Source organism: Rhizobium sp. 05L429, from assembly GCF_056397645.1.
Genome location: NZ_JBFTNV010000056.1, coordinates 1 through 25854, shown reverse-complemented (window position 1 = coordinate 25854; position 25854 = coordinate 1). Strand labels below are relative to the sequence as shown.

The window sequence follows — 25854 nt, the reverse complement described above, 5'->3', positions numbered from 1 at the left end:
TTCCAGGACATTGGCGCCAGCCCCGGCTAGAGCGTCAGCGCCTGTCTCTCGCCCGGCGGCTGCCGCACGTGGCAATGCAGCGCTCAACAAGCTGCAGCAGGAATGGTCGGAATTCTGATCAGAGCCAAAACAGCACCAGCCCGGGCGGTGATGCCCGGGCTGTGTTCGTTTCAGCAAGCGCCATAGTGGCTGTGGCAGGGCTTTGTGTGCTGGTCGCAAGAGAAGATCTGCCCAGCCTGTTTAGCCGCTTACTGGCACTCAACGTTCTTCCCGCGACTTCTCGTCATAACAGGCGTTTCAGCATAAAGGTCGGGGCCGAGCAGCCACCGCGTTGGTGCTTGGAAACGCTTCGGAATGGGGCGGACGGTCGGAGCGACAGCTGACGGGCTTTCGAAGGGGTCACGAAGTCAGAAGCCAATGTGCGCGTTCGAGATCCGATCAAGGAGCCAAACGACCATGCTTGCCTCCAATTTCCGCGTGACCGCGCGCTTAGGGCCCGACCAAGTACCGCAGCAGCAGGTATTCGATCCCGCACCGGCAGACTACATCGCCACCCGCGCGCGGTTGACCTCGCCGGCGGTCGGCAACATTCGCACTTCTCGACACGGGTCGCCGTCGCCAAAAACGGACGTACATGGAATAAGATGATGCTTGCGTGGTCGTTGCGCGCACGCTTCCATCACCAAACCGCTCTTTCAAGGTCGGATCGGTGGCTATTTATGGCGTCGAGCCGCCGGAGCTTGGGAGGATGGGGAGGCGCCCGGCGGCTCGACATTCGAGCGGTCGACTCAGATGTCCTCGTCTCCGCCGAAATCCATGCCCTCGTCGGCGGCTTTGGGCTCGGAAGCGTCAGATTGCGCGGCCTGAGCCTCATTGCCGGCAAACATGCCGGCGATCGCATTGCCGAGCAGGACGCCGCCTGCAACGCCCATCGCAGTCTGCGCGGCACCGGCGAGGAAGCCACCACCACCGCCGCGCGCCATCATGCCCGGCTGGCCGCCCCATGGGGATGCAGCTGGGGCTCGACCGTATGCGGGCGCCTGCGACATCGGGCGCTGTGGCGCTGAGTTGTTCCCAAACATTGACGAGAAAAACCCGCCACGCTGCTGGCCGCTCTGGCCCCGCGCATTCTGGTATTCCAGCTCCTCGATCCGGCACTGTGCGGCTTCGAGTGCCTGTTCCTGCACGACAATGGTCTGCGCCATATAATAGGGTGCGCCAGGCTGCTGTGCGATCCGGTCCTTGATGAAGCGGTCGGAGTCCGCGTCACGATGGCCGGACTGCTGCTCGACATGGGCAAGCTTGGAAAACAGGCCTTCTATGGCCTGCTGATCAGTACGATCCATGGTCATCTCCTTGGAATGTCGCTTGGTTTCGCGTTGCACTCGCCAATGACGCCGAGCGCGGCAGGTGGATGATGTTGATGACGATCAGGGGAAGCGAGGGCGCCCCTGAAACGGCGAGAGTTCGGAAAGAGTCCCGATCGCGGAAGGGGTGTCGGATGTCCTCGGAAGGCAACGGGCAGGAAAGCGGGTGCGGTGGCCAGGAACCGCCATTTGGCCGAACATGTCGAACCTACGTTTTCTGTCTTTCATGCTGATGTATACGGACAGGCCGAGTGCTCTATTCCCTCGCCGCGAAAAGATTTTTACATTTCGCGAAAGCGTCGGTGTTTTTGGTAGGCCGCTTCGGCCATCCGACAGGATTGGGCGCGCCTGCCGCCACAATACCGTTCGCCGTGGACACCTTGTGGCCGAAGATGCGCCTACAGCAAGGGGGCGGGAATGCGCCGCTGTGTTGCGCGCAGGATGTTTCGGCGAACATGATCGCGAATTTCAGAAAACAGGCGGGCCGATAGACACTGGGACGAGCGATCAGGCCTCCCGCATGGTGTTCCCCGGGATCGGCAAGCATGTCGTCGTTTCGCCGGAAAGGGACGCCTTCGCATGTTTGCTCCAGTTCGGCTTGAAGGTGATCTGGGTCACCTTTCGGGCTTCCTCCCGATCGCCTGACCGCGGCAGAAATTCGGCTCGGCTCATTCGCCTTTCGTATGAATGATATGCGGTGCCGCCTGCTACCGAGTTCAGCCCGCAGGCTTATTTTTACTACGCAACCGCAATTCAAAACCCCAGCAGCAGCGCTCGAAGCGCTCAACGGAGAGTAAAATGATCGATGCAGAAGGCCCCCATTACTACGTCGTCTTCCAGAGACCGGGCCCTAAGTGGGTCGATGGCACCCCTTACAACGAGCAGCCTGGCTTCATGGACCACGTGACTTACGTCAACTCCCTGCATGACAAGGGTCTGGTCGTACTGAGTGGTCCTTTCATGAAGGAAGAAGGCGGCCTTAACGGCAAGCTCGAAGACGGCGGCTTTACAATCCTGAAGGTCGACAGCCTCGAAGAAGCTACCAAGATCGGCACCGACGACCCGACTGTAAAGTCTGGTCTGCTCAACGCCGAAATCAAGACCCTCTGGGTTCCGTTCCACTAACTGTTCGAAACAGCAACTGGCCGCTCACGTGGATCTTCGGCTCCGATCCACTGAGCGGCTTTTTTGTGCATTGTAGGGATCAGCGACTGCGCTATCTGACTTCGAGAGGATACGAGGAGAACATGGTGTCGGAATTGAAGCCCCGCCTCAGCACCGAGGCCGACGACCCTGCTGTGCGTGAACTTCTCATCAGCTCATTTGAAACCCAGAACGGAGCCAAGCTCGGCGTCTCGTCGACCTCCCATCGCCTTGCAGATCTGCGAGATCAGGCTACCAAGCGGGCGAACGCCACCGTGCTGTGCCCGGAAAACCGTCCGGGCGCGTTTACACACTAGTGCCTGTTGCTGCCGTGCGATCTGACTTAAACCACTGGCCTGTGGCCGATTTCCTAGTTGCTTCCGGTGGTAGGGTGATTGGCCGTGCCAGATGGTGGAAAGCCGTGCTCCCAGGTTCGTCCGGGCAGGTCACTCGTGAGCATATGTTAGGGCAAGCGAATGAGTTTATTGAGCCGCCCATACGTCTCCCGAATATGACCTATCCGCTAACAACCGCTATTCACTTTCGCGCCATTCATTACCTTCGGCGCATGGAAAAGTATCCGACCTCGGCAACAGCCGAGCCTTCGAATTCACCAGCACAGTCCAACACCGACGCCGCCAGAAGCGGCATTGCGGCTGTGCTTGCTCATGGCCGATCTTCACGGCTCCTCTTGGCCGGAGAACCAGCGCCAGCCTTCTCTCTGAAGGACAGTGACGGCAACACACGGTCGTCGAAGAGAGCTCTGGCCGGGGGGCCGCTCTTGGCAGTCTTCATTCGTGGAACGTGGTGCAGTTGCTGCAAGGCGGAGCTCGCCGCCGTGGAGGCCGCTGCGGATGATATCCGGAAACACGGAGCATCAATCTTCGGCGTTTCGTCTGGCAGCCGGGAAGAGCTTGCGGAGGCCTCGCGCGAACTTGGGCTGAGCTACCCGCTACTGATCGATGAAGACGGCAGAGTCGGGCAGTTATACGGTCTCCGCTGGCAAATCCCTCTGCAACTGGCCGTCCAGCATCCCGCGCTGTCGGCCGAGCTGCTCAGAGATCACGCGGTTTTCGCTATTCCCGGCCGCTTCGTCATCGACAAATCCGGCACCGTGGCCTACGCGGACGTCGACCCGGATTTCACCCAACGCCTGAACCCGAAGGAGTTGTTTCCAACCCTCGGCATGCTTCGTGGCATTTTCAGCGGCAGAGTCTTTTGACGCGGTGCTCGCGACCCCCTACCTTTCGGCAACGCAGGCCAACTCCTTGATGTCAAAAGGGCGTCGGGCGTCTGTGACTGGAGTTACGATGTCCGACCAATTATCCGCGCTTCGACTCTTTGTCCGGGTAGCCGCGACCGGAAGCTTCTCGCAGGCTGCTCGCGAACACAATCTAACGCAGCCGACCGCATCACGCATCATCGCCATCCTTGAGGAGCAGCTCGGCGCCACCCTATTCGTCAGAACGACGCGAGCTGTGACGTTGACCGAAGCCGGCGCAGACTATCTTGCGCGAATCAAGCCCATCCTGGAAGCGCTTGAAGAAGCGGACTTCGCAGTCCGTGGTACCGGGGAGCTACGCGGAACGCTGCGAGTCGGCGTGTCGTCGATCGTGGCCTCGCGGATCCTTGTTCCGAACCTCCCGGATTTCGCCGGCCAGCATCCGAATCTTCGGATCGAGCTGGTGATCGATGACCGTCGGCAGGATCTAATTTCTGAAAACGTCGATATCGTCCTGCGCTTCGGAAAGCTTTCAGACAGCAGCGCCCTCGCTCGCCGCGTGGGAACGTGGCCGCTCGTCGCGGCTGCGGCACCCTCATATCTCACACGCAAGGGAACGCCTCTCTCACCCTCGGATCTCGCAGCTCACGATTTCGTCGTTGCCGGACCAGCGGCGGGAAAAAGCATCACATTTAAGAAGGAAGGTCGCGAGGTCTCGACGCAGATTGGCGGGAACCTGGCGATCACCGGAGCAGAAGTTGCCGTCAACGCAGGCGCTACCGGACTCGGCATAGTAGTCGCCAGTCTTCCCAGCCTGGAGAAGGAAATCAACGATGGAAGCCTTGTGAGACTGCTGACGGACTGGGACATTGGCGAGATCTCAGCGCATGCGCTGTTCCCGAGCGGCCAAGCACCGAAGCCTGCTGCTCGCGCTTTCGTGGACTTCGTCATCTCGAAGATCGGCGGTAGGCAGTAAGCGCGGCGCCAAGTGGCGCCACGCATTGCCGAACTCGTTTTAAAGCGAGGTGATGCCGCCGTCGGCGACGAGATCGATGCCCGTCGAATAGCTGCTGTCGCTCGACGCGAGGAAAAGCGCGGCCTTCGCCATTTCGATCGGTTCGCCCACACGACCCAGCGGCGCTATCTCCCTGAAGTAAGCGCGCACACCATCGGCCTGCTCCTGGTCGGGGAACTGCGAAGCAATGATGGGGGTCTCGATAAGGCCGGGGCTGAGTGTATTGACGCGAATACCCTCGCCTTTCAGTTCAGCGGCCCACGTGCGAGCGAACGAACGGATCGCCGCCTTGGTGGCCGCATAAGCGCCGTAGGCAGGGAAGCCCTTCAAGTGCATGCCGGAGGCGACGAGCACGATCGATGACCCCTTTGACAGCAGCGGGATGGCCTTCGACACGGTGAAGTAGGTCCCGCGCGCGTTCGTTGTGAAAGTACGATCGAAGTGCTCCGGCGTAGCCTCTGCGATCGTCTGAAGTTCGACCATGCCAGCATTCGCGACGACAACGTCGAGGCTGCCCTTTTCGGACTTGATTCGGGCGAACAGGTCATCGAGCTCATCGAGCTTAGTCAAGTCGGCCTGCAGACCTGCAATGCTTCCACCGATCTCGGCCTTTGCTGCTTCGAGCCGTCCTTCACGGCGGCCCGTGATGTAGACGTACGCGCCCTCTTCGACAAAGAGCCTGGCGATTGCCAGACCGATGCCGCTGCTCCCCCCGGTCACTAGGGCTGTCTTTCCACTCAGCTTACCCATATTCGCAATTCCTTCTGTTGGTCGCCATCGTTGGCGTCGAAGGAGAAGTTATTGACGAGGTAAATCAGTCGGTAGCCGACGGTGCCGAATAGGACTTATGCAGCACCTGTATAGTCGGCCGCGATGGGCATCGGAGTGGGAGTCGGCGACAGCGAATTCACTTCCGGCCTGCAAATTGACTGCCTCCTAGAGGCGCTTACCTATCCTTCCTATCATCGGACGAGGCGAGCTGGATCACGGGCGAGACGCTTATCGTATCCGGGGGCGCAGCCATGTAAACGCCAGAAGGAGGCCTGGTGGCGGGCCTCCTTTCCCTCGTCGTAACTGCATGTCACATAGGCTAGATCGAGAAACGCGCAAGGCGTTCAGCCAGCAGGACTCCGAGAAGGCGAAAACGCCATATGGGCCTTGTCGAGGTGGCCACATCCGTTGCGAAAATCTATCTTCTCGAAATTCGGAAACCGCCCTGATATCGGGGAGCCCAATTCTCTGCATGGACTAGGTCATCGCGTCAATGAGGTCCTGATCGAGGGTAAGTGACAGCGGGGCCTTGCTTCATAAGGGTGAAAACGGAGTTCAGAACTCAGAGAGCTGGACAATTCGACGTCACTAATGAAGGCTCTTGTCATTGTTTCTGTTAGCGAATTGATGAACCATCACAATTCCCTGCTCAAGCAGCAACTCGGCTGATGCAAGGTCTCGCTGACCAAGCTCTCCGGACAATCCGCGGATCGTCTTCACAACGCACATAGAGTTCGCGGCAAAGCGACTGTCGCCTTCACCCTCAGCCTCGTCCGCTGTGGCTTCAAGCGCATCAGCAACGGTATCGAGGAGGTTGGTCCGCTCGAGTAGCGTCATTTCAGTAAGTGTCTTCGAAATGCCATTCATAACGGTCTCCTCACGCGGCCGGATCGGGCGCGTAGCGAATTTTCGTGAAGTGTCGTGGCGATGATCGTGAAATGGCCATTGCATCTCTCGGATGCAAGTCATGTTATGGCTGGTACGCATTCCGTGCATGCGTCGCGCACGCAACTGCAACTGCGCTATCGCGGTCTTGCGGCAATCGTCCGCGTCACGGGGCCGAGCTTCTCGACCGTGACTTCGGTGTCGCGCGACCCCTGATGGAGGCAATACCGGGACAGCGCAACACCTCGTCTGCCCTGAACCAGACGTCTCGTCTTCCCTCCGGTCCGCACGAGGGAATATCCGCGCCGTCGCGGGCGCGGGATTCTGATCAGATCTGTGCGAGGCCGCCGTCGACGGTCAGCTCGATACCGGAAACGTAAGAGCTGTCGTCGGAAGCGAGGAACAGCGCCGGGCCCGCAATGTCTTCAGCCGAGCCAAGGCGGCCGAGCGGAACGAGCGTCAGGATATGGTTGTTGATGCCCTGGACGCTCTCTTCGCTGAGGCCGGACTTCACCATGATATTCGTGGCGATATGACCCGGTGCCAGTGCGTTGACGCGGATGCGGCGCGCGCTGAGATCGGTTGTAAGCGTGCGGGCGAACGAGCGCAGCGCAGCCTTCGTGGCCGAGTAGACGCTGAAGTTCGGAAAGCCCTTCGAGCCAGCGATGGAGCTGTTGATGATGATCGAGCCACCGTCCGAAATGAGCGGAAGAAGCTTCTGGATCGTGAAGAACGTGCCCTTGAAGTTCGTGTCGACGGTGAAGTCGAAATCGTCTTCGGATACTTCATCAAAGGCGACCAGCTTGCCGCCGCCAGCGTTGGCGAAGAGCACGTCGACGCGACCGTACTTATCCTTCACGTGATCGCGGAGACGGATGATGTCCTGGAGCTTGGAAATGTCGCCTGAACGAAGTCTGCGTTGATCTTCTGCGCGGCTGCCTCGCCAGCTTGACGATTGCGGCCCGTGATGATGACCTTCGCGCCCTCGGCGATATAGAGCTTCGCCGTTTCGTATCCCATGCCGTCGCTGCCGCCAGTCACGATGGCGATCTTGTTGTTCAGCTTACCCATTTTCGTTCCTTTCACCTTCTAAACGGCCGCCCCTGCGGCTCATTTGAGCAGGTATGAAGGAACGACTTCGGGGATTAGACCGAGGTCAGACATATGATTTATGTAGGGCGCGTATAGGTGTGCGGATCGGCGTGCTTGCGGTGGAAAAGGTTTTGGATGCCCCTTCTCCATTGATTGAATAAGCTTCCTGCACAACTCTATCTCCTGGGCGGCGGGAGAGAATGTGACACATTGGCTTAGATGCGTCGCGTGAAGGCGCCGTCGACCACCACATTGGCGCCGGTGACGTAGCTCGCCGCTGGGCTCGCCATGAATGCGACAACGTTGGCGATTTCCTCTGGCCTCGCCATGCGGCCCATCGGGATCATGGCAACCGCATTGCGGAAATGTTCGGGTTGCTCGCTCTTGATTTGATCCCAGGCACCACCGTCAAAGAACGTCGAACCGGGGCTGACAACATTGGCTCGGATACCTTTGGGTGCGACGGTCCGTGCGAGCGACTTGATGTAAAAGTGCAGCGCCGCCTTCATGGCGCCATAGGACACATCGGAGTAAGAATTGAGTTCTGAATCCTCTATTCCCCCAACCGAGCCGATGGCGACGATGCTCCCCGCCCGTGATCGCTCAAGGTACGGCATAACAGCCTCAACTGCCGTCACAGTGTGAAACAGATCGACGTCGAAGGCCGACTGGAACGCCTCGATACTAAGGCCGAACGATAGGGCGCTGGCATTTGCCACCAAAATATCGACACCGCCAAGCGCCATCGCAGCGCTCTCAACCCAGCTCCGAAGTGCATCTGGGTCTTTGATATCCACGGACCGACCCCAGGCCTTGCCTCCCTTGGATTCGAGTACCTTGACCGCGTCCTCCACGGCGTCGCCGCTGCGGGCACAAATCGCGACGTCGGCTCCTTCCGACGCGAGGCGCTTAGCGATGGCGAACCCAATTCCCCGAGTCGAGCCGGTTACCAGTGCCTTTTTGCCAGTGAGTTGCAGATCCATTTCAAGGATTCCTCTAAACCCACGTCCGCCAGAAAAACCTCTTGGTGAGAGCTAGATATGTTCTCTGGAAAGGAACGCGGCAAGCCCGGATCGGCCAAATGGTCGTATGAACGGCGGGCATCATCGGTGTGCCATCAGTTTTGGCGACCTCCTTTGTAAGCGGGTGGATTTAACCCGGTGGGTCACCAATTCCGCTTGTGCCACATAGCAACGGACTCAGATACAAGCTCAGGAACGCTTTTTAAGGCGAGGCTTGCTCTCCTTCCACTTCAAGCCAGTACCATCGGGCAGCGAGGGTCAGAATACTCGCCACCCGATGAAGGAGGGTTTGATGCCTACGATCAAGCGTCGACTTGTTCGATCCCGGCGGGATAGTCCGAATAGCCCACGGCTCCCCCGCTGTAGTAGGTATCCGGATTGCTGGGGGTGAGCTCGATGTCTTTGGAGAAGCGCTCGACCAGGTCGGGATTGGAGATGAAGGGCGCGGCAAAGGCAACAGCATCGGCGAGGCCATCACGGATGACAGCATTACCACTCTCGAAGGTGTAGCCGCCATTGGCAATCAGATTGCCGGAATAAAGCGGCCGGAAATGCTTGGCGACGCCTTGGCCGAGAACCTCGACGGGTGTCCCGGTCAGATCGCTTATCGGATTCATCAGCTGCAGGTAGGCGAGATTACGCTTCGACAATTCACTGACCAAGTATTCGAAGGTCGCCAGCGTTTCGGTTCCAGCGATGACATTGCCGAGGCCAGTCAAGGCCGGGCTGAGCTTCATTCCGACCCGCCCCGGCGCCCAAACGCTCACAAGGGCATCGATAATCTCGAGCGGGAACCTCGCGCGATTTTCAGGCGTGCTTCCATACTCGTCCGTCCTCTGATTGAGCGCTTCATAAAGGAAGGTCGGGATCAGATAGGTACTGATGCCATGTAACTCGACTCCATCGAAGCCAGCGGACTTTGCCAAGCGGGCCGCCTTGGCATAGTCCTCGACCGTTCGCGCGATATCGCCGAGATCCATCGCCCGTGGCGTCACGGTTTCCTGGAAACCGGATGGGGTGAACGCCTTCAATCCCGGGTTAATTGCCGATGGGGCCAGCGGCAACGCGCCATCAAGCAGTTCTGGATGCGACGATGACCCGATGTAGCCGAGCTGGACGAATATACGCCCTCCGGCCTCGTGCACGGCATCCGTCACGAGGCGCCACCCGTCGGCCTGCTCCTGAGTGTATAGGCCCGGCACGTTTACGAAGCCGACGCCTTCGCGGCTGGGCCAAGTCCCCTCCGTGAGGATCAGTCCGGCGGATGCACGCTGTGCGTAATATCGCGCCTGAAGCTCGTTGGGAACGAAGCCGGGGTTGTCCGTGCGAGCGCGGGTCATGGATGCCATGATGATGCGGTTGGGTAGATCGATGTCGCCCAGGCGGATTGGATCCAGCAAGGGCTGGTTTGGATTGCTCATGTCTGCTCACCTATGTTGGCAGCCCTATCCGCGGGTTTGGGCCTGAATGGGGAAGGACGATGCCCGTCGACATCATCGCCGAATTCAAGTAAGACCAAGCATACCTGCAATCCAGTACTGACTATTTCGTAAGTGTCCGAATTCGGAGATCACAATGAGCGAGACGAATTTCCGATGCGGTCTGGAAGCGGCTCTCGCGATCCTTGGAGGCAAATGGAAACCGCTGATCCTCTTTCATCTGGTCAGCGGGACCAAACGCACGGGTCAACTCCGCAAGCTCGTGACAAACGTGAGCGAGAAGATGCTGATTCAGCATCTCAAGGAGATGGTTGATGATGGCGTCATTCGTCGCATCGACTTCAAGACGGTCCCGCCTCACGTCGAATACGAGCTGACCGACTTCGGCAACAGCCTGGCCAAAGTTCTCGCCCCGTTGTGCGAATGGGGAACGCTTCACTCTTCCGAAGTCGCCGTCATCGTCCAAAACCGCCAGCGAGCGTCAGAAGCGTCATAGCCGGGACAAAGCCCTCACGCCGGCAGGAACCGATATGCCGACCCTTTCCGCTCGACATATCCGACCCCTGGATAAGTCCAATGGTATCCGAGCATTCGAAGCTTCTTTGTCGCCGCCTTGTCGAGCAAAGCCGCTCTGTTCGCGAGCGCGATCTCTGGCTCGGTATCGAATCCGAAATGCCAGCGCAGATTCTCGAACGACACGACATCGTTCGGGATCACGTCTCCGGCAATGAGGAGATTCCCGTCTCCTGCCGGGCCTTCTGTTGCTTGTTTGATCACAGTGTCGAAATTGCCGAAGCGCCGAAGCGAACTATTCACGAAAGAAAGGATCGTACGCGATGCCGCGCCGAATAACTTCCGTCAGTCGGATTGGTCATCGTAAGTCGAAGGCAGAGGGCTATCGAGTATAGTTACGAGCTTGGCGGCGCCCCACTTGTCGTCCTGCGGACAAAACTGCCGATAAATATGGAGTGATGTTTTATTGGGGATGTTCGGAAAGCCGCTGATGGTGGCGAACGCCGTCCTGTCGATCGTCATTTCGCAGGACCATGGCCCGGATTGCGATGGACCTCGCTCGTTTGCGATCGCAAAGGAGTAGCGCACCCGCCCGCCTTGCACCCATCCACTTCCATGAGCAAGGCCAGGACCATTGGCCAGCGGCTCCACGTTAGGGCCGATATCTGGCTTCGGCATTGGGGCAAGATCCTCGAAGCCATCGACAAAGGCGGCCCAGGATTCTATTTGCGTGACATGGTCGGCGAGATATTTGCGGAATCGGTCGCTGGCTGCCGTTCGGTAGTCGTTGATTTCCTTCTGGAGGGTATCGAAGGCCTGTTGCTTGTCCGCGGCATGCGCGACGTTGCCGCAGCAATCGCGCGCGACCGGCCAAGCGAAAATGGCCTTGCCATTTTCCGGCTGCCCGTAATCTTCACTGCCCTGAAGCTTCTTCCAACTATCGTCGTAGAAATCACAATACTTGTAGTAATGGCTCGACATTGAAACGTAAACGTCCTGGCCCTGAGCACTGAAGTCGGCCCTGTTCCATAGCCATACCGCCAGCTCGTCCCACCATGTATATTCGTAGTAAGGATCGTCCCAAGCGGGTTCCCTACGGAATGGCGCAGCGCTGATTTTTCCCATTCGCTGGTCATGAAGATTGGAAATCCAGCTTTGAATTCGCGGAATCCAGGAGTTACTTTCGAGCGCGGTCTTTCGCTGCTCGTCCGTCCATTCCAAGTAGTTCTGATCGAAATTGCCGATGGCATTATTCAGCTTGTTGAGCGCCGTGACGAACAGATCTGATTTATCGTTGAAGCTGTCGTAGTCCTTGTTCTTATAAGAGATGCTGGCATCCAGCGCGCATAGTTGAACATATGCCTTCTGCAAAGTGATATAAAATGTAACGCCGGCCAGCAAAGCACTCAGGTAGGAAACGTCAAAATCTCTACCGATCTGTTGCTTTTCCATCAGCGTGAATATCTCGCCAATGGCTGTATGGACTTGGGATGACCATGTTTTGTTGATATTATCCTGGAAGTCCTGCAGGGACTTGTCGAATATGTCAATCTTGTCTATCGACGTCTTGAACGCGTCCATTTGATTGTAGAAAGCCATATTTACATCGTTTTGAAATATAGACCTCCACGTATCAAGCTGAGTGGAGTTAAAAAGCTCGTAAATATACTTCGACAGCTGCTCGAATGGTGATTCTGTTTCCGGCTTGCTGTCTCCCACAAGTTCCAGAATCATATTGACCAGGCTTAGGACCCCTGTGATCGCAGGCCCAAAGGGAGGGGGCAGAAATGGTGTCACCGCCATGACGGAGGTGATGACTTGGCTGGGCTGCGGAGGCAAAGCCGCCGCTGCCATCGGCCGTATGTTCATCGCGGGGCGGCGAGGCGAGAAATCCACCGTTCCGCGCGGACGAGACGGCGTTTCAAGGCCGACGAGCGACGATCGACCCGCGACAAGGTCTACATTTATATTGGTAAAAATATACTGATCGATCACCAGCCGAGTCTTGCGCGCAAGAACGACCGTACCCTGCTTGAATCCGTTCTGATCCCTGCTTAGGCACGTCAGGTTGCACGCGTCGACAGTCCCGCGCGCTTCGCACATATGCGGCAGAAACGACGCTTTCAGTTGCTCTGCCGCCGCAAGGAGCGAGGCGGCTTTGCTTGCAGGCAAGTGCGCGACGACTTCCCTTACATCCTCGATAGACAGCAGCGACGAGAGATTGGCGACGTCGTGATCCGTCAAGAATTTGACTTTTATTTCATGCTCGTCGAGTAAGGGAAAAAGCGCCTTGTACGCGTCAAGTGCGTAGTTCGCGGCATCGATGTCGGTCGAGCTTGAAAGCACCCTGATCACAGGCCATTGCGGTCTGGCTATTCCAGATGAATCATGCATTGCAGCCCCCAATAAATCGCAGGCTAGTTTCCGAGCCTCGCGCGCAGCGCCTCTTCCACATTGAACGCGACAATTCCCAGCGCGGTCAGAAGCTGTTTTTTGTTCTTTGCACTAAGTTCCGTCGTTTTCTTCATCTGCACGCGCTGGGAACAGTCGTTGATCGCCGTGCAAATTTTGAAAGCGATTTCGGAGAGCATGGCTTGATCCTCCGTAGAATCGTTCAGGGCTTCGTCCCATTCTTCGAGAGCGGTCGAAAGGTGTTGCTTCATCGGGTCGTCATCCAGAAGGAAATTACTTTGATTGCTCCAATAAGTTTTCGCGTCTGCGTAAGAATGACCCAAAGGGCGCAACCGAACCAACTGACTCACGAGGTCAGGAAGGGAAGCCATGGCATTCGGATTTTTCGTCTCAATCAGTCCCTGGAGGTGGTCGGATATCGCGGGCAGAACGACCTCCAACATTTCAGTCGCCGAGTAACTTTCGAACGGATCGGCTGCATTCGATTGAATTTGACTGCTGCTTATCGACTTACACACCGAAATGAGCTTTCCGGTGCTGATGGCGAGCTCGGGTATTCCTTTCGACGCCTTACCTCTCCAATCATCCAGTGCGCTCTTCAAATCCGAAAACCATTGTCCCTGCGCTTTGCATGCCCGGTCCAGAAACAACGTCAACACGGACCGACCCTTGTTCTGGCCCGTCGCCACGATTTTGGGATCCTTGAGAGCCAATTTGGCACCGACGCGAAGCTCTCCGAGCCGCCCGGTGCATTCAATAAACGCAAGCGTACCTTCGAGTTGTCCCAGGCTACCTGACGGGGCGCCGGAAAGATAGGAGTGGCACTGCGCGCAAATCTCCAAAGCGACCGCACGAAGTGGATAGGCTATCGCCTCGACATGTTGCACGGCCGTATCGTTGATCAAAGGCGTATTGGGCCGAAAGCTCGCCAGGAGTGTCTTGATCGACCCGGTCGCCGCCTGAAGCGCTTGGTTCAAGGAGTCCGGCGTAGGCGATTGCGAATAGTAAAGTTTTGACCATTCTTGCAGCGATTCGCCGACTCTGGAGTATTTAAGAAGGTATCCAAGCCTTCGCGCGGTAGTATCATTTGGAAATTTGCGTTCAAGACCGTAGGATAAGTCCTGGAGCCAGAAATCGTAAATCTGGCCTAGGGATCCCTTCAAAGCGCGCGCCTGGCTGCCGTAAACGACATCGCGTAGGGAGGGAACAAGCGTCGCCTGAACGTCCGTCGGCAGATTGTTGCGAAGAAGCTCAACGGCCGACTGGCGCAAGGCGTTTCTTGCGGCGATCTCCGTCGGCGATCCTGGGGACGCTGCGGCATCCTCGGGCGCCAACGCTCTCAAGAGCGTAAAGGGGTCAGGCAGTGACTCCAGACGCGGGCCCTTTTTTGCGCCGACTGCTATGAAGCCCAAACCCAATCGGACAATCTCCGCCATGATGGCTCGGGGGATGGGCAGAAGAGACGCATAGTAATACATCTCAGAGACATCGATCGTCCCCGATCCGCCTATGCCCGGATCCGACGCCGCCAGCAGGTTGTCCACGCAGATTGCGATATCCTCCGCGCTGTCCCAGATCCAGGGGTCTTTCAACGGGGGCGCCATTCGCGAGGTAAGTTCCAACAGTGCGAGATGATCGTAAATCTCGGCCGCGGTCGTGCTTCGCACGCTGTAGTAGTCGGATAAAATCTGCCAATAGGCCGAGTCGGTGGTGTCGCCCCATTTGCTGACAAGGTCGTCAATTTGTGCCTGAGGAACCTTCGTGAGCGTCTCCGGCAAGGTTTCCTCTTGAAGCGCATGGTATAAGTGCGCGAAAAGCGTGTCCCGCTCATTCGCAGGTAAAATACCAAGGTCGAATATTGCTTCGAGCAGAGCCGACCTCGCAGCGCCCTTGGACGCATCCTTAATACCCGAAAGCGCCTGCTTTAGCTGATCTTGCATCAGATCGCGCCTGGGGCTGGCCGAGTTCGGATCACTAAAACCTTCGCGCCTGTTTTGGATGAACTCGCCGCCGTAACCGCTAACCTTGGCGATGACGTCATCTGCTATCTTCTGAGATGCGAGGGTGTCGAGCGACTTCGCGGATTTGGCCAATGCAGCCATTGAGGCAAGAAAATCCGCGGGTATGAAGTCTTCCTCTTCGGCCTCCGTGTCGTTGTCGATGTCAAATTCATTGAGCGACTCGAATTCAAAGTCTGTATTGGCCACAATTTTGCCCCCCTGGGTTGTGTCGGTATGCTTGCCGATTGGAAATCGCCGGTTCCCACGCCGGGCGTCTTGCAGGCTAGATCGACTGTGAAAAGCTACCGATTGGCCCGATGCGCATGCGCAAACAGGGCCAAGGTCCAGCACATGGACCATACCGCATTGCAAGCTACAGCGCGCCGATCCGCGTGGCAATGATCAAGAAGAGCTAGCCCGGGCGACGGCGTGCATTTGGCCTAAACGCGATTCAACGCTACGACCGACGAATCGTGAGCGGGCAGCCAAGGCGTCCTATCGGAGGCGGCGTCGCGAGCGCTGATTTTGCAATAACGCACCATTGGCTTCGACCATAAGTTGGGATCTGGAGATTGGGCCGACAGGTCGGCAGCTGATCGCTTGCCAATGGCGTGAGGAAGGCGGATCGCGCGTATCTCCTCCCAGGTGGAAAGGGTAGGTTCGTTCGGCACAGACATTGGGGTTGCTCCTCGCTGGCAAAACGTAGGAATTGAGCGCGAGTTCCGTTGACGCTCGACCCTTCCAATCCCATTTGCTCCGATATGCCCAAAACGAAGACGAAAAAGAAAGAAAGCGACGATCCCGAGCTGATCAGGGAATGGCCGCTTCCGGTAACCGCGACGCTTGGATCCGCGATCCGGGTCAGGGGAATCCTGCAGGAGATCCGCTCCCGGCTGCCGTCGGCGGTCAGGAAGTCGTTGGACATGCAGGCGAGCGCACTCACCCTCATCATGCCGGAGACTTCCAAGACGGCGTTCCGAGCGACCTCGACGGCCGTCTCCACGGCACTGACGGACATCGCCAACCTTCCGATCATCCCTCGGGAGATCGAGGATATCCTCACGATAACGGCTTCAGAACGAAAGCGTTGGGTGGATGACGGCCGCCTGCCGAGCGCCGGAACGCGAACGGTCAGATTGCAGGGGCGGGCCAGGAAAATTACGTTCCACGTATTCGATCCCCGTGTCGTTGAAGATTTGCTCGACCGCGCCGCCGTGGACGAATGGCGAGAGGAAGACGCGGCAGCGAAGGCAGAAAATCGCAGACGCGCCGCGTACCAGGCGAAGCTGACGCGTTCGCTGAAAAAGCAAGAGAAAGCCGGGGGAACTGAACAGAACGCTGACGAACCTCTGCGCGGATTGAGCGGATGGGAGGAATTCGGGAACGACGGCCTGCTGCGCTAGGATTGTTGGCATTGCATTCCTCTGTGATCGCTGGGTTATCGCGCTTCACAATGGTTGTCGAAAACTTTGCGGTTTACGTCCGCGCTGTGCCCACATTGCGCACTCGCAGCGAAACTACCTACGACTTCGGCTTAAAGAATCTATTGGCTTCGTTCATCGCATTCCGGGCGGAGCCATACAGCTTGCCCACCGCATCGCGCATTTCGGAAAACGCCTGCACCGTTCGCGGCGAGATGTAGTCGCCTCTGGCTTCGGCGTTGAGCCGCAAAGCTCTCTCGCAATCGGCGGCAATTTTATCCAGCTCCGGGGAAACCTTATAGAGCCGCTCCAAAATGGCTTCGATGTCGCCCTTGGCGCGTTCCGACATTCGTTCTGACATCAAAACCTCACCCCTGCGTGGCGCACCACATTTAAAGCAACGTTCCCTGCTCGTCTTTGTCAGTCACTGTTACTTCCGCGTCGCCACGACGGCGAAGTTCGGTCTCCGCGCTGAAACGGACGTCAGTATCCCGATCGCGAGCGAACACTTGCAATGTCGCAATATCCAGTTGATCCCAACTCTTGCCGCGCTCGGTGCCAGAAGGCACTCGTGGCAACAGTCCCGGCTCTCCGCTCCATTCCACCAACTGCTCGAAGGTGGACTCATTCAGCATGTCTCGCAGATGGTGTGCGGTCACGTACGCGTCGGGCATCGCGCGATGGGCGGGAAGGCCGATCGCGTGCACCAATCCCTCGGGCATGCGCAGATACCGGAGCATCTGGTTGGAAAACCTGGGCAGTTGAGGCCACAGACGAAGTGCGCATTTCCACGTACATATCCAGGTCGCTCCACCGGTAAATCTAGGAGTACAATATCGTTGCTCGAAAGCTGCCCGATGCGCAGCCAGCGCGATTGCCCCACCTTGCGGCCGTAGGACGCTGGACGCGACCTCTTTCCAGAAAGGTGCTGTCGCCACCTCGACATCCAAGATGTGATGGATTGCCATCGTATCAGGTGAGATCGGTCTCCCTGGATTTATGAGCAGCGAGCCGCGCTCATCATCAACCCGCCAAACGCCGTCATTCCCAAGAACGACGTCCTGCCATCCGATCTCGCAAACATCATTCGGGCCGTTCCCGCCTGTTTCGAGGTCTATGACCCGGATGCGAGATTCTTGATTTGCAGGAGTTAATGCGATCCCGCCGCTATCAATCAACATACCTGGATATTTCGGCGCTCTCGCGGAAAAGTCCAGAGACCGATCCGGCGGCGGTCGACAGGCTTGCCAACTATTTTCCCAACCCTAACGTTATGGCCATGGCCCAGTTAAGATTTCAGGATCTCAGAATTGGGCTGACCAATATTGGTCCGCAATCGAGGTTTTCACTGGATGGCCGTCCAATTTTCATGGCGTGATCCTGGTCGCCTTGGAATCGGATGAAGCCGACCGTATCGTCGATATCCTGAACCTTCGCGACATGGCTAAAAGAGGCCTGCTCCACCACTGTCGCTACTCGATTCTGGAGAATGTTCTGAGCAGAAGATCAGCACCGCGATCTATTTGGCAACTCCAAATCGCAGAAGTAGACCGGCGATCGTCTCGCCGGTCCGTCAAGAATTCGTTCCAGATTACCCACCGCAATCACGCTGCAGCAAGCGTTGCGATTTTCGCTTTCACGGCCGGAACGACTTCCTGCCCATACAGCTTGATGCTCCGCGCAAGGGAGTCATGTGGCATCGTGCCGATGCTGTACTTCAGCTGAAACCGCTGAATACCGAGCGTCTCGATGACCGGAGCAAGCTTTGCGGCCACGGTGTCCGGAGAGCCCACGTAAAGCGAACCCTGATCGATCTCCGCTTCGTATTCTCTTTCCGTGACGGGCCCCCAACCTCGTTCACGACCGATGCGATCGCGCATCGCCCGATAATGAGGCCAGAACTCCGCCTTTGCCTCGGCATCAGTGTGCCCGATGTAGCCTGGCGAATGAACGCCAACAGGAAGCGTCGGTTGGTTCAGCTTTTCCAACGCCTGCCGATACAGGTCGACGTAGGGCGCAAAGCGATAGGGACTTCCGCCGATAATAGCCAACATCAGAGGTAGACCGTATTGGGCGGCCCGGATCACGGAGTTCGGACTGCCGCCAACGCCAAGCCAGGCCTTCAATGGCCCCTTCTCTACGAGAGGAAACACGCGTTGTCCGGTTAATGGCGCCCTGGTCGTGCCCGACCAGGTCACAGGCTGCTGGTCCAGAAGCCGGGCAAATAGCTCAACCTTCTCCTCAAAGAGCGTCTCATAGTCGTCGAGCGAATATCCGAACAGCGGGAAGGACTCTGTGAAAGAGCCCCTCCCCAGGATGACTTCTGCACGGCCATTCGAGGCAGCATCAACGGTCGCGAAGCGCTGAAACACTCGCACAGGGTCGTCGGAACTCAATACGGTCACCGCCGAGCCAAGTTTGATCCGATCAGTCACTGTTGCGATTGCAGACAGGACGGTTTCAGGAGTGGAGATCGCAAAGTCTTCGCGGTGATGTTCGCCAATACCAAAGAAATCGATGCCGACCTCATCAGCAAGGACGGCCTCTTTGATGACGTTGCGAATGACCTGGGCATAGCTTTCAGGTTGGCCGTTTGGATCGTGCGTTACGTCACCAAACGTGTCCAATCCGAACTCGACATCGGAGTTTGTCATGGTCATTTTTTCCCTCGGGCCAGGTCGGCCATGTTTGCCGACGCCCTCTCACGTGGATTTTGGGAATTAAGTGATGTGCCGGGCTCGGAAATTAAATGGCGAAAAATTCGATCGTCACCATCGAAATCGTCGAACGGCGTGAAACTACGCGATGCCCCTCGTTCGGTGCAACTTAGTCCCCGCCGAGTTCAACAGCACTCCTAAGGGACAGGATTTCAGCCTTCGTCGCGGGTCGTGATTTCGATATTGAAGGGATAGTGAGCAGGCATCTCGTAAGCTCTAGCTCTTCGATCAGCTGGTAGAGCGTAGTTGGAATAGTCAATACGCGCAAGAAAGCGCATTTGTGGGCCTGAAGCCCTGGCTGCAGGCGGGGTTCCTGGAATGCCCTGGTTGATATTGAAAATCGCCGCGATTTGAATTGTGGGCTGTCGTGCACGCCGAAACCAACGCGGCTATCCCGACCAGCACGCAGCCGATCACTATATTCCGAAGCCTTTGCGTCATGATCACCTCCCATGAGGGGCTACACTTCTCCACGCAAAATGGTGCTCTATTCGATGGTTGCGAGGCCACAAGCATAGCAGATCTGCAGTAAAAAACGCTTTACGCAAGACCGTCCCTCCGATATCTCCGCCGCACGTCAAATCGCCTGCCGAGTCTGTCGGTTTTTGCGCTTTGAGCAACAAAAAGGGCGCTCCCCGGAAACGGGTTGAGCGCCCCATAAGTTTTCTACGGAACACGTCGCGGCCCGGAACCACCCTAGCGATCGATTTGGTGAAGGGACGACGTTCTTCGTCCCCTCGCCCTGGTCGGGGTCAACGTTCTGTTCATGGAGTTCAGCTTCCGCCGTGTCGCGGCCCCGAGACACCCTGATCGAACATTGCAAAAGGTACAGTGCACCTCTGGCGTCACCGGGAGGCTGCTAGGCCGAGAATTTTACCGTCACGCCGCGCTGCCGAAAGTAGGCCTGCATCAGCTTCCTACCAGAACGATTGTTCTGGACGAGCCTTGCCGGGTCGAATACGGCCTCTTTCAAACCCTCCCGGGCCAACGCTGCCTTGAGGGTCGCGATATGCGCGTCGATGTCAGCATTGTCAGACTGAATCGAAACATAAACGCGGTCTATTGCATCTGCTACGGTCGGTTCGGTCACCATTGTACTCCGGTTCATGTTCTGTGGCGTTACCACGTGGTTCGGCCAGGCTCTATTGTAGTGAAAACTGCTTTCGTCAACCTAGCACGATGCCCTCGGAAGCGATCGGACATCTAAGGTCGAAGACTTCGGGACTTATCCGGCGTCGACACACGATTTTCGCGGGCAAAAAAAGGGCCGACGGAGAACCGTGGCCCATTAATTGTGAAGGTATAAACCTCCAGAGGGGAACAGCTGAAACGACGGAACTGGGAGGAAAGCCGTCGTGTTGCATCAGCTGTGATCGTTATGCTCTTTTTTTGACCAGTTGGAAAACATTTTTTGTGCAATGCAGCTATGCAGCGGCGGACCATCCAGCCGAGGTAGCGTTGCCTCGCTCAACGGCATTCAATTGCTGCTCACTGTCTGGAGCGGGATTTTGATGATGTCGAAATGCCGCCGAGAAATTCGCCAACGGAGAAGATGCCATGCGTGGCAAGACGCTCTGCCTTTGAACGGATTCGACGATTTCGCGTGGTTCATTCGGCGTCGTCGTTCGCCTTTGGGAACAGCTGTAGCACATTCGACCCATTCGAGTGCGCGAGAGGACCAGCCCCCGCGCCTCTGAGTTGGGTGATCTTACTGACTGAGGTGCTCAAGACATTGCTATCAAGAAAGTCGACAAGGAGCGACCGAAGTCGCTAAGACGCGGCACTTCGGGACGGTATTGCCGCCCCCTTGCTCCGCTCCGCAATCCATGCCTCTATTTAACCTCAGAGGGGTGAGCTTCAACGTCATGGCATCACGCACGAAGATAGCCGCTTTGCGGCAGCGCGGAGCTGGGGTCGACCTCCATCCCCAAGGGACAACGGAAGACTTGAAGATGAGTGTTTTGCGCAAGAATTCAACTCGGGTTGGCCCCGGCTATCCACAGGTCGTTGTGCTCGTCGGCGCAACGGGCGATCTCTCAAGGCGCAAGCTACTGACCGGGCTGTTCCACCTCACCAATGCAGGCTTCATCCCAGGGTGCCGCATTATCGGCGTCTCGCTCGACGACATCGATGCCGATGCCTTCCGCACCATCGCCCGTGACTCGCTGGACAAGTTCTTGACTCGCAAGTTCTCGCAGTCCGAATGGGAAGCGTTTGCCGCATCGCTCGACTACGTCCCGCTAGCTGCCGGCGCCAATGCTCTCAAGGAAGCGGTCGACAGGGCCGAGGAAGCACTGGGCGCCGAGACGCGGCGCGTGCATTATTTATCCGTTCCACCAAGTGCCGCCCTTCTGGCCGTGCAACTCCTCGCCCAGGCTGGGCTGACTGAACGCTCCCGTATCATCATGGAAAAGCCCTTCGGTACGGACCTTGCCAGTGCCGTTGCACTGAACAGGAAGCTGCACGAAGTGTTCGACGAGAAGCAGATATTCCGCATCGACCATTTCCTGGGCAAGGAGCCGGCGCAAAACATCCTGGCCTTCCGATTTGCCAATGGCCTGTTCGAACCAATCTGGAACCGCAACTTCATCGACCATGTGCAGATCGACGTCCCGGAGACGCTCGGCCTTTCCACCCGTGCCGCCTTTTACGAGACCACCGGCGCCTATCGTGACATGGTGGTGACCCACCTCTTCCAGATCCTTGGCTTCATGGCGATGGAGCCGCCTACTGCCCTTGAGCCTGCGCCAATCTCGGAAGAGAAGAACAAGGTGTTCCGCTCCATGTTGCCGATTGAGCCTCGGGACGTGGTGCGCGGTCAATACATCGGCTACCGCAATGAGCCAGGCGTCGATCCCGAAAGCGACACAGACACCTTCATCGCCCTAAAATGCGCCATCGACAACTGGCGCTGGGCTGGCGTGCCCTTCTACCTGCGTACCGGCAAGCGCATGGCCGAGGGGCAGCGCATTATTTCGATCGCATTCCGCGAGCCCCCGAAATCGATGTTCCCTGCCGGCTCTGGTGTGGGGGCACAGGGCCCTGACCACCTCACCTTCGACCTTGCTGATGCCTCCAAGGTCTCGCTTTCCTTCTATGGCAAGCGCCCTGGACCGGGCTTTCGGCTCGACAAGCTCTCGCTGCAATTTGCCATGAGCGAAACCGGCCTGATTGGCGAAGTTCTGGAGGCCTACGAGCGTCTGATCCTCGACGCCATGCGCGGTGACCACACGCTGTTCACTACGGCCGAGGGTATTGAGCGGCTCTGGGAGGTTTCCCAACCTCTCCTCGATAACCCGCCGCCCGTACGCCTCTACGACCAGGGCGGCTGGGGCCCGAAGTCGATCCACCAACTCATTGCCCCGCACGCTTGGCGCCTACCGTTCGAGCGCGCCTGGAGGGATGCGGTAAAGCGTGATTGACGGTCAGTAGTTGGATCGATGCCGGCGACCAGAACGGCACCGACCAATTGCGAAAAATCGCAATACGATGACGTTGTCAGAGATGTGCAGGAAACCGAGTTTCGACCGCGAATGCTCCAGAGTGGCATTGGTGCGTGGGAGCTGCATTTGTGCGGAATTCGGTCTTTGACATCTTTAATTTCGTCGCCGCGGTCGGGCCTTGCAGCGACCGGATCTCGGGCGTCCGCAGGCGGGTATTCGGTTCAGTATTGCGACGCCGATCACACAGCCTTTGTTTGCTGAGCGGCGAACGAGCTATGCAACCCGCTGCAACGTCGTCCTGACAAGCGCTCGCTCCAGAGCTTCGATACAGGCCGGATCGTGCAAATGCCCACCCCCGAAGGATCACTATCGCCTTGCTGATTGGCTGATACCGCCGGTCCGCCGCCTTGGTAAATTGGCTGGGCTGTGGTGATCGCGTCAGGACTTAACGATTGGGATAGCGGTCAACAAGAAGACCGTGCAAGCGGCCACGCCCGCTACTAAGGGGAATGTCTTTGAACAACTGCGATATGAGGCGCGGTCGCAATCCTTGCCTCTCATCGATGAGGAGGAATGACATCCTCTTTATTTCGATCGTGATCATGCCTGCATTGTCATGGCGACGATAATTCCGCGAATCGATCGCATGGAATCCGTTTTCCACCGCCCAGGCGGCTATCATATCCGCGTTCATCAAGGTCCTGCTTTAGGAGATCTCGGACGTGCTTTCTCCAGCTGTCCCGGCCGTGCAAATCGTTTTTTGCAGTCCTACGGGTACCGCAACTGAAACGCTCTAAGCCAGCCAAATCCGTCCAGGATTCCAGTTCCCACATAGGTGTTGCTGGAAAGACTCGCAGCAATCGGTACGATTCAGCTGTAAGCTCTTGAAGGGATCAGAACTAACGACCGCGTTACTATAAATCCCCTCTTGTACAGTCGAGCCAAAAACTTTGCCTGGCCGGTATGACGAACCGCAATCTTGATGCAAACCCTCGGCACGCCGGCAGAGCTCCTGGACTGTTGGCGGCGAGGGTTTGACCTGGCAGCTCGACGGTGGCATCTTCCCTGTGCGCCCTGCGCATAGAACCCGGCTACTTCTCATTGTGTACTGAAATCGAAGCCCCCGCACCGCGTTGAACTGGCACGAAGGGAGAGTCTTGGATGCCTGGCCCGCAGCGTTCCGCCCTCGGATCCCTCGTATTGATAGCGGCCGTCGTAGGTTTCGGCGTCGGCGCGTTTGCCTACACTGCTGGATGGCTCAGCCCTGACCGCCTTACATCGACGAAGCTAGTAAGTGCGTTGGCGCCTCCCGGCGGACCCGCCCTCGGACATCGGAGAAACCACGCAAAGGGCGTCTGCTTCACTGGCACCTTCGAAGCGAACGGGAACGGTAGTGCGATTTCACGGGCGTCAATGCTTGCCGCCGGACAGTACCCCGTCCTCGGCCGCTTCAACCTCGCAACGCCGGACCCGAATGCTGCCGATCCGACTGTTCGAGTTCGGGGCATTGGCGTGCAGATCTCCGCGCCTGACGGCAACGTCTGGCGGATGGCTCTGATCGACCCGCCTGTTTTCGCGGTCTCCACGCCGCGAGGTTTCTACGACTTGCTTAATGCGTCCGCGAGCAAGAATCCGGAAGCGATGAAAGGCTTTGTGGCAGCGCATCCAGAATTCGCTGCGTTCGGCGAGTGGGCGACCAAGGCTCCCTGGACGGCCAGCTACGCCGAGGTGGCGTTCAACAGCCTCAATGCATTCATTTTCAAGGATGGATCGGGCGCAGAGCACGCCGTTCGTTGGTCTTTGCGTCCGCAGGCGCAGGCCGCTTCGATCACGGCCGAAGACTTCGCCAAGCTCGGCGCCAATCATCTTGAGCAAGATATAACCGAACGCGTTGCGAGGTCGCCTCAGCGTTGGACGCTCGTGCTGACGGTGGCCGATCCCTCCGATCCAACATCAGATCCTACGAAGGCCTGGCCGCCGGGGCGGCGTACTGTCGAAGCTGGAACTCTGGTCGTGCAGAAAATAGAGCCGGAGGCGGACGGCCCGTGCCGTGACATCAATTTTGACCCGACCATCCTGCCTGACGGAATCAAGGTTTCCGATGATCCGTTCCCCGCGGCCCGCTCGGCAGCCTATGCCAAATCCTATGATCTGCGGACATCGGAAGCGAGCAGTTATCCTCGAACAGGAGCGAGCGCGAAGCCATGACGGACGGCATCAAGACACGATTCTCCACCATCCAGCGCTTGTTGCACTGGCTGATGGCTATAGGCATCTTGGCAATGCTCTTCATCGGCGTTGGAATGGTTTCCACCATCGGACGTCAGTATGTGCCGCTCCTGCTGACGCACAAGACGCTAGGGATCGCCATTCTTGTCCTTGCCCTGGTTCGCCTCGTGGTCCGCTTCATATCCGGCGCTCCACCGTTGCCCGCAGACCTTCCGGAACCGATGAAGCTTGCCGCCCATCTGTCCCACGTAGGTTTGTACGTGCTGATGGTAGGGATGCCCTTGATCGGGTGGGCAATGTTGTCCGCCGCCGCTTACCCAGTCGTGCTCTATGGCGGCATAAGGCTCCCGCCGATACTGCCGCAGAGCGAGACCCTGCACGCGCTCCTCTGGAGCGTGCATTACTATCTTGCCTTCGCGTTCTTCGCTCTTGTGTTGATGCACATTGCGGCGGCGCTTTTTCACGGGCTCGTCCGTCGCGATGGGGTCCTCGAGACTATGCTGCCCGGCAGATAACGGTGGTGTTCGTCGAAGGGTTATCGTCACCGCCAGGCCTTCAACCGAGGCCGCGCTAAGTGTGATCATTCGGCCATAGAGTTCGCGTTCCTGGAACCGTCCATTGGCGGCCAACCACGAGTTCACGCCAGCCACGAAGCAGATCCGGCTTCCCGGGAATCCCTGATTTCCTTTTGACCGAGCGACGGCATTTGACATGACCGACACCGTCGTTCTTCTCCACGGCATCAGGAGGACCAGCGCTTCCATGCGCAAGTTTGAAAAGTGCCTGCAGACCCAAGGCTACATTACGCGCAACGTTGACTACCCTTCGACCCGCTCCCCATTGAACGGCTGGCGGAGGTCGTTGCAGCAGAAGTCGAAGATGCAGCTGAGAGCAACCGTGGAGGCCGTATTCACCTGATCAGACATTCCGTGGGTGGATTGGTCATCAGGGCTATGTTGAAAAACTACCGACCATCAAATCTCGGGCGGGCGGTGATGATCGGCACTCGCGACTGCATGATGAGCGGCCCGGCCGAGCATTCGAATGTCGGCCGATGCCAATCGAGCTAGTCTCGAACCCGATCGTATTCTTCTTGGGCTCGCTCAAGCTCGGGACCGTAGGTCATGGACCACGCATAGAGCGCCTCGAACGGTTGCTGGAGG

General features: G+C 57.7%; 25 protein-coding genes and 2 pseudogenes. 12 read left to right on the top strand and 15 right to left on the bottom strand.

Translation table 11 applies throughout. The features are described 5' to 3' along the window. Window positions 1-788 precede the first annotated feature (788 nt). Window positions 789-1346 (bottom strand): DUF2076 domain-containing protein, encoded by a 558-nt coding sequence (locus AC1DNW_RS34550; RefSeq protein ID WP_477855664.1) that lies wholly within the window; start codon window positions 1344-1346, stop codon window positions 789-791. Between the two features lie 272 nt (window positions 1347-1618). On the opposite strand from AC1DNW_RS34550, the gene AC1DNW_RS34545 reads away from it, so the two are divergent. Further along, a complete protein-coding gene (locus AC1DNW_RS34545) occupies window positions 1619-1858 on the top strand; it encodes a hypothetical protein (protein WP_477855669.1) in 240 nt (79 codons plus the stop codon). Between the two features lie 16 nt (window positions 1859-1874). On the opposite strand, the gene AC1DNW_RS34540 is transcribed toward AC1DNW_RS34545, so the two are convergent. Then, complete coding sequence (locus AC1DNW_RS34540) at window positions 1875-2039, bottom strand: hypothetical protein (protein ID WP_477855668.1); 165 nt, start codon at window positions 2037-2039, stop codon at window positions 1875-1877. 126 nt (window positions 2040-2165) lie between these two features. Between AC1DNW_RS34540 and AC1DNW_RS34535 the strand changes: the two genes are divergently transcribed. The 4 genes from AC1DNW_RS34535 (at window position 2166) to AC1DNW_RS34520 (ending at window position 4708) form a co-directional block, all read left to right on the top strand. Beyond that, window positions 2166-2492 (top strand): YciI family protein, encoded by a 327-nt coding sequence (locus AC1DNW_RS34535; protein WP_477855663.1) that lies wholly within the window; start codon window positions 2166-2168, stop codon window positions 2490-2492. Between the two features lie 122 nt (window positions 2493-2614). Beyond that, the gene (locus AC1DNW_RS34530; RefSeq protein ID WP_477855662.1) at window positions 2615-2827 is read left to right on the top strand and encodes a hypothetical protein; all 213 of its coding nucleotides are present in this window, start codon (window positions 2615-2617) and stop codon (window positions 2825-2827) included. Between the two features lie 143 nt (window positions 2828-2970). Then, window positions 2971-3732 carry a peroxiredoxin-like family protein gene (locus AC1DNW_RS34525; protein ID WP_477855661.1) on the top strand — a complete coding sequence of 254 codons (762 nt, stop codon included), beginning with the start codon at window positions 2971-2973 and terminating at the stop codon, window positions 3730-3732. 88 nt (window positions 3733-3820) lie between these two features. Then, window positions 3821-4708, top strand: coding sequence for a LysR family transcriptional regulator (locus tag AC1DNW_RS34520; RefSeq protein WP_477855660.1), 888 nt, complete (start codon window positions 3821-3823; stop codon window positions 4706-4708). Window positions 4709-4747: 39 nt separating this feature from the next. Here the strand turns inward: AC1DNW_RS34520 and AC1DNW_RS34515 are convergent, their stop codons facing one another. Both AC1DNW_RS34515 and AC1DNW_RS34510 read right to left on the bottom strand, forming a co-directional pair. Then, window positions 4748-5497, bottom strand: a complete 750-nt coding sequence (locus AC1DNW_RS34515) for an SDR family NAD(P)-dependent oxidoreductase (RefSeq protein WP_477855659.1) — start codon at window positions 5495-5497, stop codon at window positions 4748-4750. 609 nt (window positions 5498-6106) lie between these two features. Then, window positions 6107-6385: a hypothetical protein gene (locus AC1DNW_RS34510; RefSeq protein ID WP_477855658.1), complete on the bottom strand. Its 279-nt coding sequence runs from the start codon at window positions 6383-6385 to the stop codon at window positions 6107-6109. A 105-nt stretch (window positions 6386-6490) separates the two neighbouring features. Here AC1DNW_RS34510 and AC1DNW_RS34505 point away from each other — a divergent pair, with 105 nt between their 5' ends. Continuing rightward, a complete protein-coding gene (locus AC1DNW_RS34505; protein WP_477855657.1) occupies window positions 6491-6619 on the top strand; it encodes a hypothetical protein in 129 nt (42 codons plus the stop codon). A gap of 112 nt (window positions 6620-6731) precedes the next feature. Here AC1DNW_RS34505 and AC1DNW_RS34500 read toward each other — a convergent pair. From AC1DNW_RS34500 to AC1DNW_RS34490, 3 genes and pseudogenes are all read right to left on the bottom strand, one after another. Continuing rightward, window positions 6732-7423, bottom strand: a pseudogene (locus AC1DNW_RS34500) (SDR family oxidoreductase). A gap of 287 nt (window positions 7424-7710) precedes the next feature. Then, complete coding sequence (locus AC1DNW_RS34495; protein ID WP_477855656.1) at window positions 7711-8478, bottom strand: SDR family NAD(P)-dependent oxidoreductase; 768 nt, start codon at window positions 8476-8478, stop codon at window positions 7711-7713. 341 nt (window positions 8479-8819) lie between these two features. After that, window positions 8820-9938: an alkene reductase gene (locus AC1DNW_RS34490; RefSeq protein WP_477855655.1), complete on the bottom strand. Its 1119-nt coding sequence runs from the start codon at window positions 9936-9938 to the stop codon at window positions 8820-8822. A 154-nt stretch (window positions 9939-10092) separates the two neighbouring features. On the opposite strand from AC1DNW_RS34490, the gene AC1DNW_RS34485 reads away from it, so the two are divergent. After that, entirely contained in the window at window positions 10093-10452 is a 360-nt protein-coding gene (locus AC1DNW_RS34485) for a winged helix-turn-helix transcriptional regulator (protein WP_477855654.1), read from the top strand. A gap of 14 nt (window positions 10453-10466) precedes the next feature. Here the strand turns inward: AC1DNW_RS34485 and AC1DNW_RS34480 are convergent. The 3 genes and pseudogenes from AC1DNW_RS34480 to AC1DNW_RS34470 form a co-directional block, all read right to left on the bottom strand. After that, window positions 10467-10706, bottom strand: a pseudogene (locus AC1DNW_RS34480) (MBL fold metallo-hydrolase); the annotation flags it as partial. A gap of 108 nt (window positions 10707-10814) precedes the next feature. After that, complete coding sequence (locus tag AC1DNW_RS34475; RefSeq protein ID WP_477855653.1) at window positions 10815-12863, bottom strand: hypothetical protein; 2049 nt, start codon at window positions 12861-12863, stop codon at window positions 10815-10817. Window positions 12864-12886: 23 nt separating this feature from the next. Then, window positions 12887-15088 (bottom strand): hypothetical protein, encoded by a 2202-nt coding sequence (locus AC1DNW_RS34470; protein WP_477855652.1) that lies wholly within the window; start codon window positions 15086-15088, stop codon window positions 12887-12889. A gap of 554 nt (window positions 15089-15642) precedes the next feature. On the opposite strand from AC1DNW_RS34470, the gene AC1DNW_RS34465 reads away from it, so the two are divergent. Further along, window positions 15643-16284 (top strand): hypothetical protein, encoded by a 642-nt coding sequence (locus tag AC1DNW_RS34465; RefSeq protein WP_477855667.1) that lies wholly within the window; start codon window positions 15643-15645, stop codon window positions 16282-16284. Between the two features lie 118 nt (window positions 16285-16402). On the opposite strand, the gene AC1DNW_RS34460 is transcribed toward AC1DNW_RS34465, so the two are convergent. The 4 genes from AC1DNW_RS34460 to AC1DNW_RS34445 all read right to left on the bottom strand — a co-directional run bounded on the left by AC1DNW_RS34460 (window position 16403) and on the right by AC1DNW_RS34445 (window position 20112). After that, a complete protein-coding gene (locus AC1DNW_RS34460; RefSeq protein ID WP_113184880.1) occupies window positions 16403-16663 on the bottom strand; it encodes a hypothetical protein in 261 nt (86 codons plus the stop codon). A gap of 31 nt (window positions 16664-16694) precedes the next feature. Beyond that, entirely contained in the window at window positions 16695-17483 is a 789-nt protein-coding gene (locus AC1DNW_RS34455; RefSeq protein WP_477855651.1) for a DNA polymerase III subunit epsilon, read from the bottom strand. A gap of 423 nt (window positions 17484-17906) precedes the next feature. After that, a complete protein-coding gene (locus AC1DNW_RS34450) occupies window positions 17907-18956 on the bottom strand; it encodes an LLM class flavin-dependent oxidoreductase (protein WP_477855666.1) in 1050 nt (349 codons plus the stop codon). Window positions 18957-19878: 922 nt separating this feature from the next. Further along, on the bottom strand, window positions 19879-20112 hold the full coding sequence (locus AC1DNW_RS34445; protein ID WP_037107111.1) for a hypothetical protein: 234 nt from the start codon (window positions 20110-20112) through the stop codon (window positions 19879-19881). 859 nt (window positions 20113-20971) lie between these two features. Here AC1DNW_RS34445 and zwf point away from each other — a divergent pair. After that, a complete protein-coding gene (gene zwf, locus AC1DNW_RS34440; protein ID WP_477855665.1) occupies window positions 20972-22441 on the top strand; it encodes a glucose-6-phosphate dehydrogenase in 1470 nt (489 codons plus the stop codon). Between the two features lie 466 nt (window positions 22442-22907). Here zwf and AC1DNW_RS34435 read toward each other — a convergent pair whose 3' ends face one another. Beyond that, entirely contained in the window at window positions 22908-23156 is a 249-nt protein-coding gene (locus AC1DNW_RS34435; protein WP_477855650.1) for a hypothetical protein, read from the bottom strand. A 467-nt stretch (window positions 23157-23623) separates the two neighbouring features. Here AC1DNW_RS34435 and AC1DNW_RS34430 point away from each other — a divergent pair, with 467 nt between their 5' ends. The 3 genes from AC1DNW_RS34430 (at window position 23624) to AC1DNW_RS34420 (ending at window position 25609) form a co-directional block, all read left to right on the top strand. After that, window positions 23624-24670: a catalase family peroxidase gene (locus tag AC1DNW_RS34430; RefSeq protein ID WP_477855649.1), complete on the top strand. Its 1047-nt coding sequence runs from the start codon at window positions 23624-23626 to the stop codon at window positions 24668-24670. Next, the gene (locus AC1DNW_RS34425; protein ID WP_477855648.1) at window positions 24667-25206 is read left to right on the top strand and encodes a cytochrome b; all 540 of its coding nucleotides are present in this window, start codon (window positions 24667-24669) and stop codon (window positions 25204-25206) included. The genes AC1DNW_RS34430 and AC1DNW_RS34425 overlap by 4 nt, the downstream gene beginning before the upstream one ends. A gap of 196 nt (window positions 25207-25402) precedes the next feature. After that, entirely contained in the window at window positions 25403-25609 is a 207-nt protein-coding gene (locus tag AC1DNW_RS34420; RefSeq protein WP_477855647.1) for an esterase/lipase family protein, read from the top strand. The last annotated feature ends 245 nt before the right edge of the window (window positions 25610-25854 follow it).

Excerpts from the sequence above, each read along its gene's own strand:
- AC1DNW_RS34495 (WP_477855656.1), bottom strand. The coding sequence starts at position 8,478 with ATGGATCTGCAACTCACTGGCAAAAAGGCACTGGTAACCGGCTCGACT.
- AC1DNW_RS34460 (WP_113184880.1), bottom strand. The coding sequence starts at position 16,663 with ATGTCAGAACGAATGTCGGAACGCGCCAAGGGCGACATCGAAGCCATT.
- AC1DNW_RS34465 (WP_477855667.1), top strand. The coding sequence starts at position 15,643 with ATGCCCAAAACGAAGACGAAAAAGAAAGAAAGCGACGATCCCGAGCTG.
- AC1DNW_RS34475 (WP_477855653.1), bottom strand. The coding sequence starts at position 12,863 with ATGCATGATTCATCTGGAATAGCCAGACCGCAATGGCCTGTGATCAGG.
- AC1DNW_RS34510 (WP_477855658.1), bottom strand. The coding sequence starts at position 6,385 with ATGAATGGCATTTCGAAGACACTTACTGAAATGACGCTACTCGAGCGG.
- AC1DNW_RS34455 (WP_477855651.1), bottom strand. The coding sequence starts at position 17,483 with ATGTTGATTGATAGCGGCGGGATCGCATTAACTCCTGCAAATCAAGAA.
- AC1DNW_RS34535 (WP_477855663.1), top strand. The coding sequence starts at position 2,166 with ATGATCGATGCAGAAGGCCCCCATTACTACGTCGTCTTCCAGAGACCG.
- AC1DNW_RS34520 (WP_477855660.1), top strand. The coding sequence starts at position 3,821 with ATGTCCGACCAATTATCCGCGCTTCGACTCTTTGTCCGGGTAGCCGCG.
- AC1DNW_RS34450 (WP_477855666.1), bottom strand. The coding sequence starts at position 18,956 with ATGACAAACTCCGATGTCGAGTTCGGATTGGACACGTTTGGTGACGTA.
- AC1DNW_RS34445 (WP_037107111.1), bottom strand. The coding sequence starts at position 20,112 with ATGGTGACCGAACCGACCGTAGCAGATGCAATAGACCGCGTTTATGTT.
- AC1DNW_RS34525 (WP_477855661.1), top strand. The coding sequence starts at position 2,971 with ATGTTAGGGCAAGCGAATGAGTTTATTGAGCCGCCCATACGTCTCCCG.
- AC1DNW_RS34515 (WP_477855659.1), bottom strand. The coding sequence starts at position 5,497 with ATGGGTAAGCTGAGTGGAAAGACAGCCCTAGTGACCGGGGGGAGCAGC.
- AC1DNW_RS34490 (WP_477855655.1), bottom strand. The coding sequence starts at position 9,938 with ATGAGCAATCCAAACCAGCCCTTGCTGGATCCAATCCGCCTGGGCGAC.
- AC1DNW_RS34420 (WP_477855647.1), top strand. The coding sequence starts at position 25,403 with ATGACCGACACCGTCGTTCTTCTCCACGGCATCAGGAGGACCAGCGCT.
- AC1DNW_RS34425 (WP_477855648.1), top strand. The coding sequence starts at position 24,667 with ATGACGGACGGCATCAAGACACGATTCTCCACCATCCAGCGCTTGTTG.
- AC1DNW_RS34540 (WP_477855668.1), bottom strand. The coding sequence starts at position 2,039 with ATGAGCCGAGCCGAATTTCTGCCGCGGTCAGGCGATCGGGAGGAAGCC.
- zwf (WP_477855665.1), top strand. The coding sequence starts at position 20,972 with ATGAGTGTTTTGCGCAAGAATTCAACTCGGGTTGGCCCCGGCTATCCA.
- AC1DNW_RS34505 (WP_477855657.1), top strand. The coding sequence starts at position 6,491 with ATGGCTGGTACGCATTCCGTGCATGCGTCGCGCACGCAACTGCAACTG.
- AC1DNW_RS34435 (WP_477855650.1), bottom strand. The coding sequence starts at position 23,156 with ATGAACGCGGATATGATAGCCGCCTGGGCGGTGGAAAACGGATTCCAT.
- AC1DNW_RS34530 (WP_477855662.1), top strand. The coding sequence starts at position 2,615 with ATGGTGTCGGAATTGAAGCCCCGCCTCAGCACCGAGGCCGACGACCCT.
- AC1DNW_RS34485 (WP_477855654.1), top strand. The coding sequence starts at position 10,093 with ATGAGCGAGACGAATTTCCGATGCGGTCTGGAAGCGGCTCTCGCGATC.
- AC1DNW_RS34430 (WP_477855649.1), top strand. The coding sequence starts at position 23,624 with ATGCCTGGCCCGCAGCGTTCCGCCCTCGGATCCCTCGTATTGATAGCG.
- AC1DNW_RS34550 (WP_477855664.1), bottom strand. The coding sequence starts at position 1,346 with ATGGATCGTACTGATCAGCAGGCCATAGAAGGCCTGTTTTCCAAGCTT.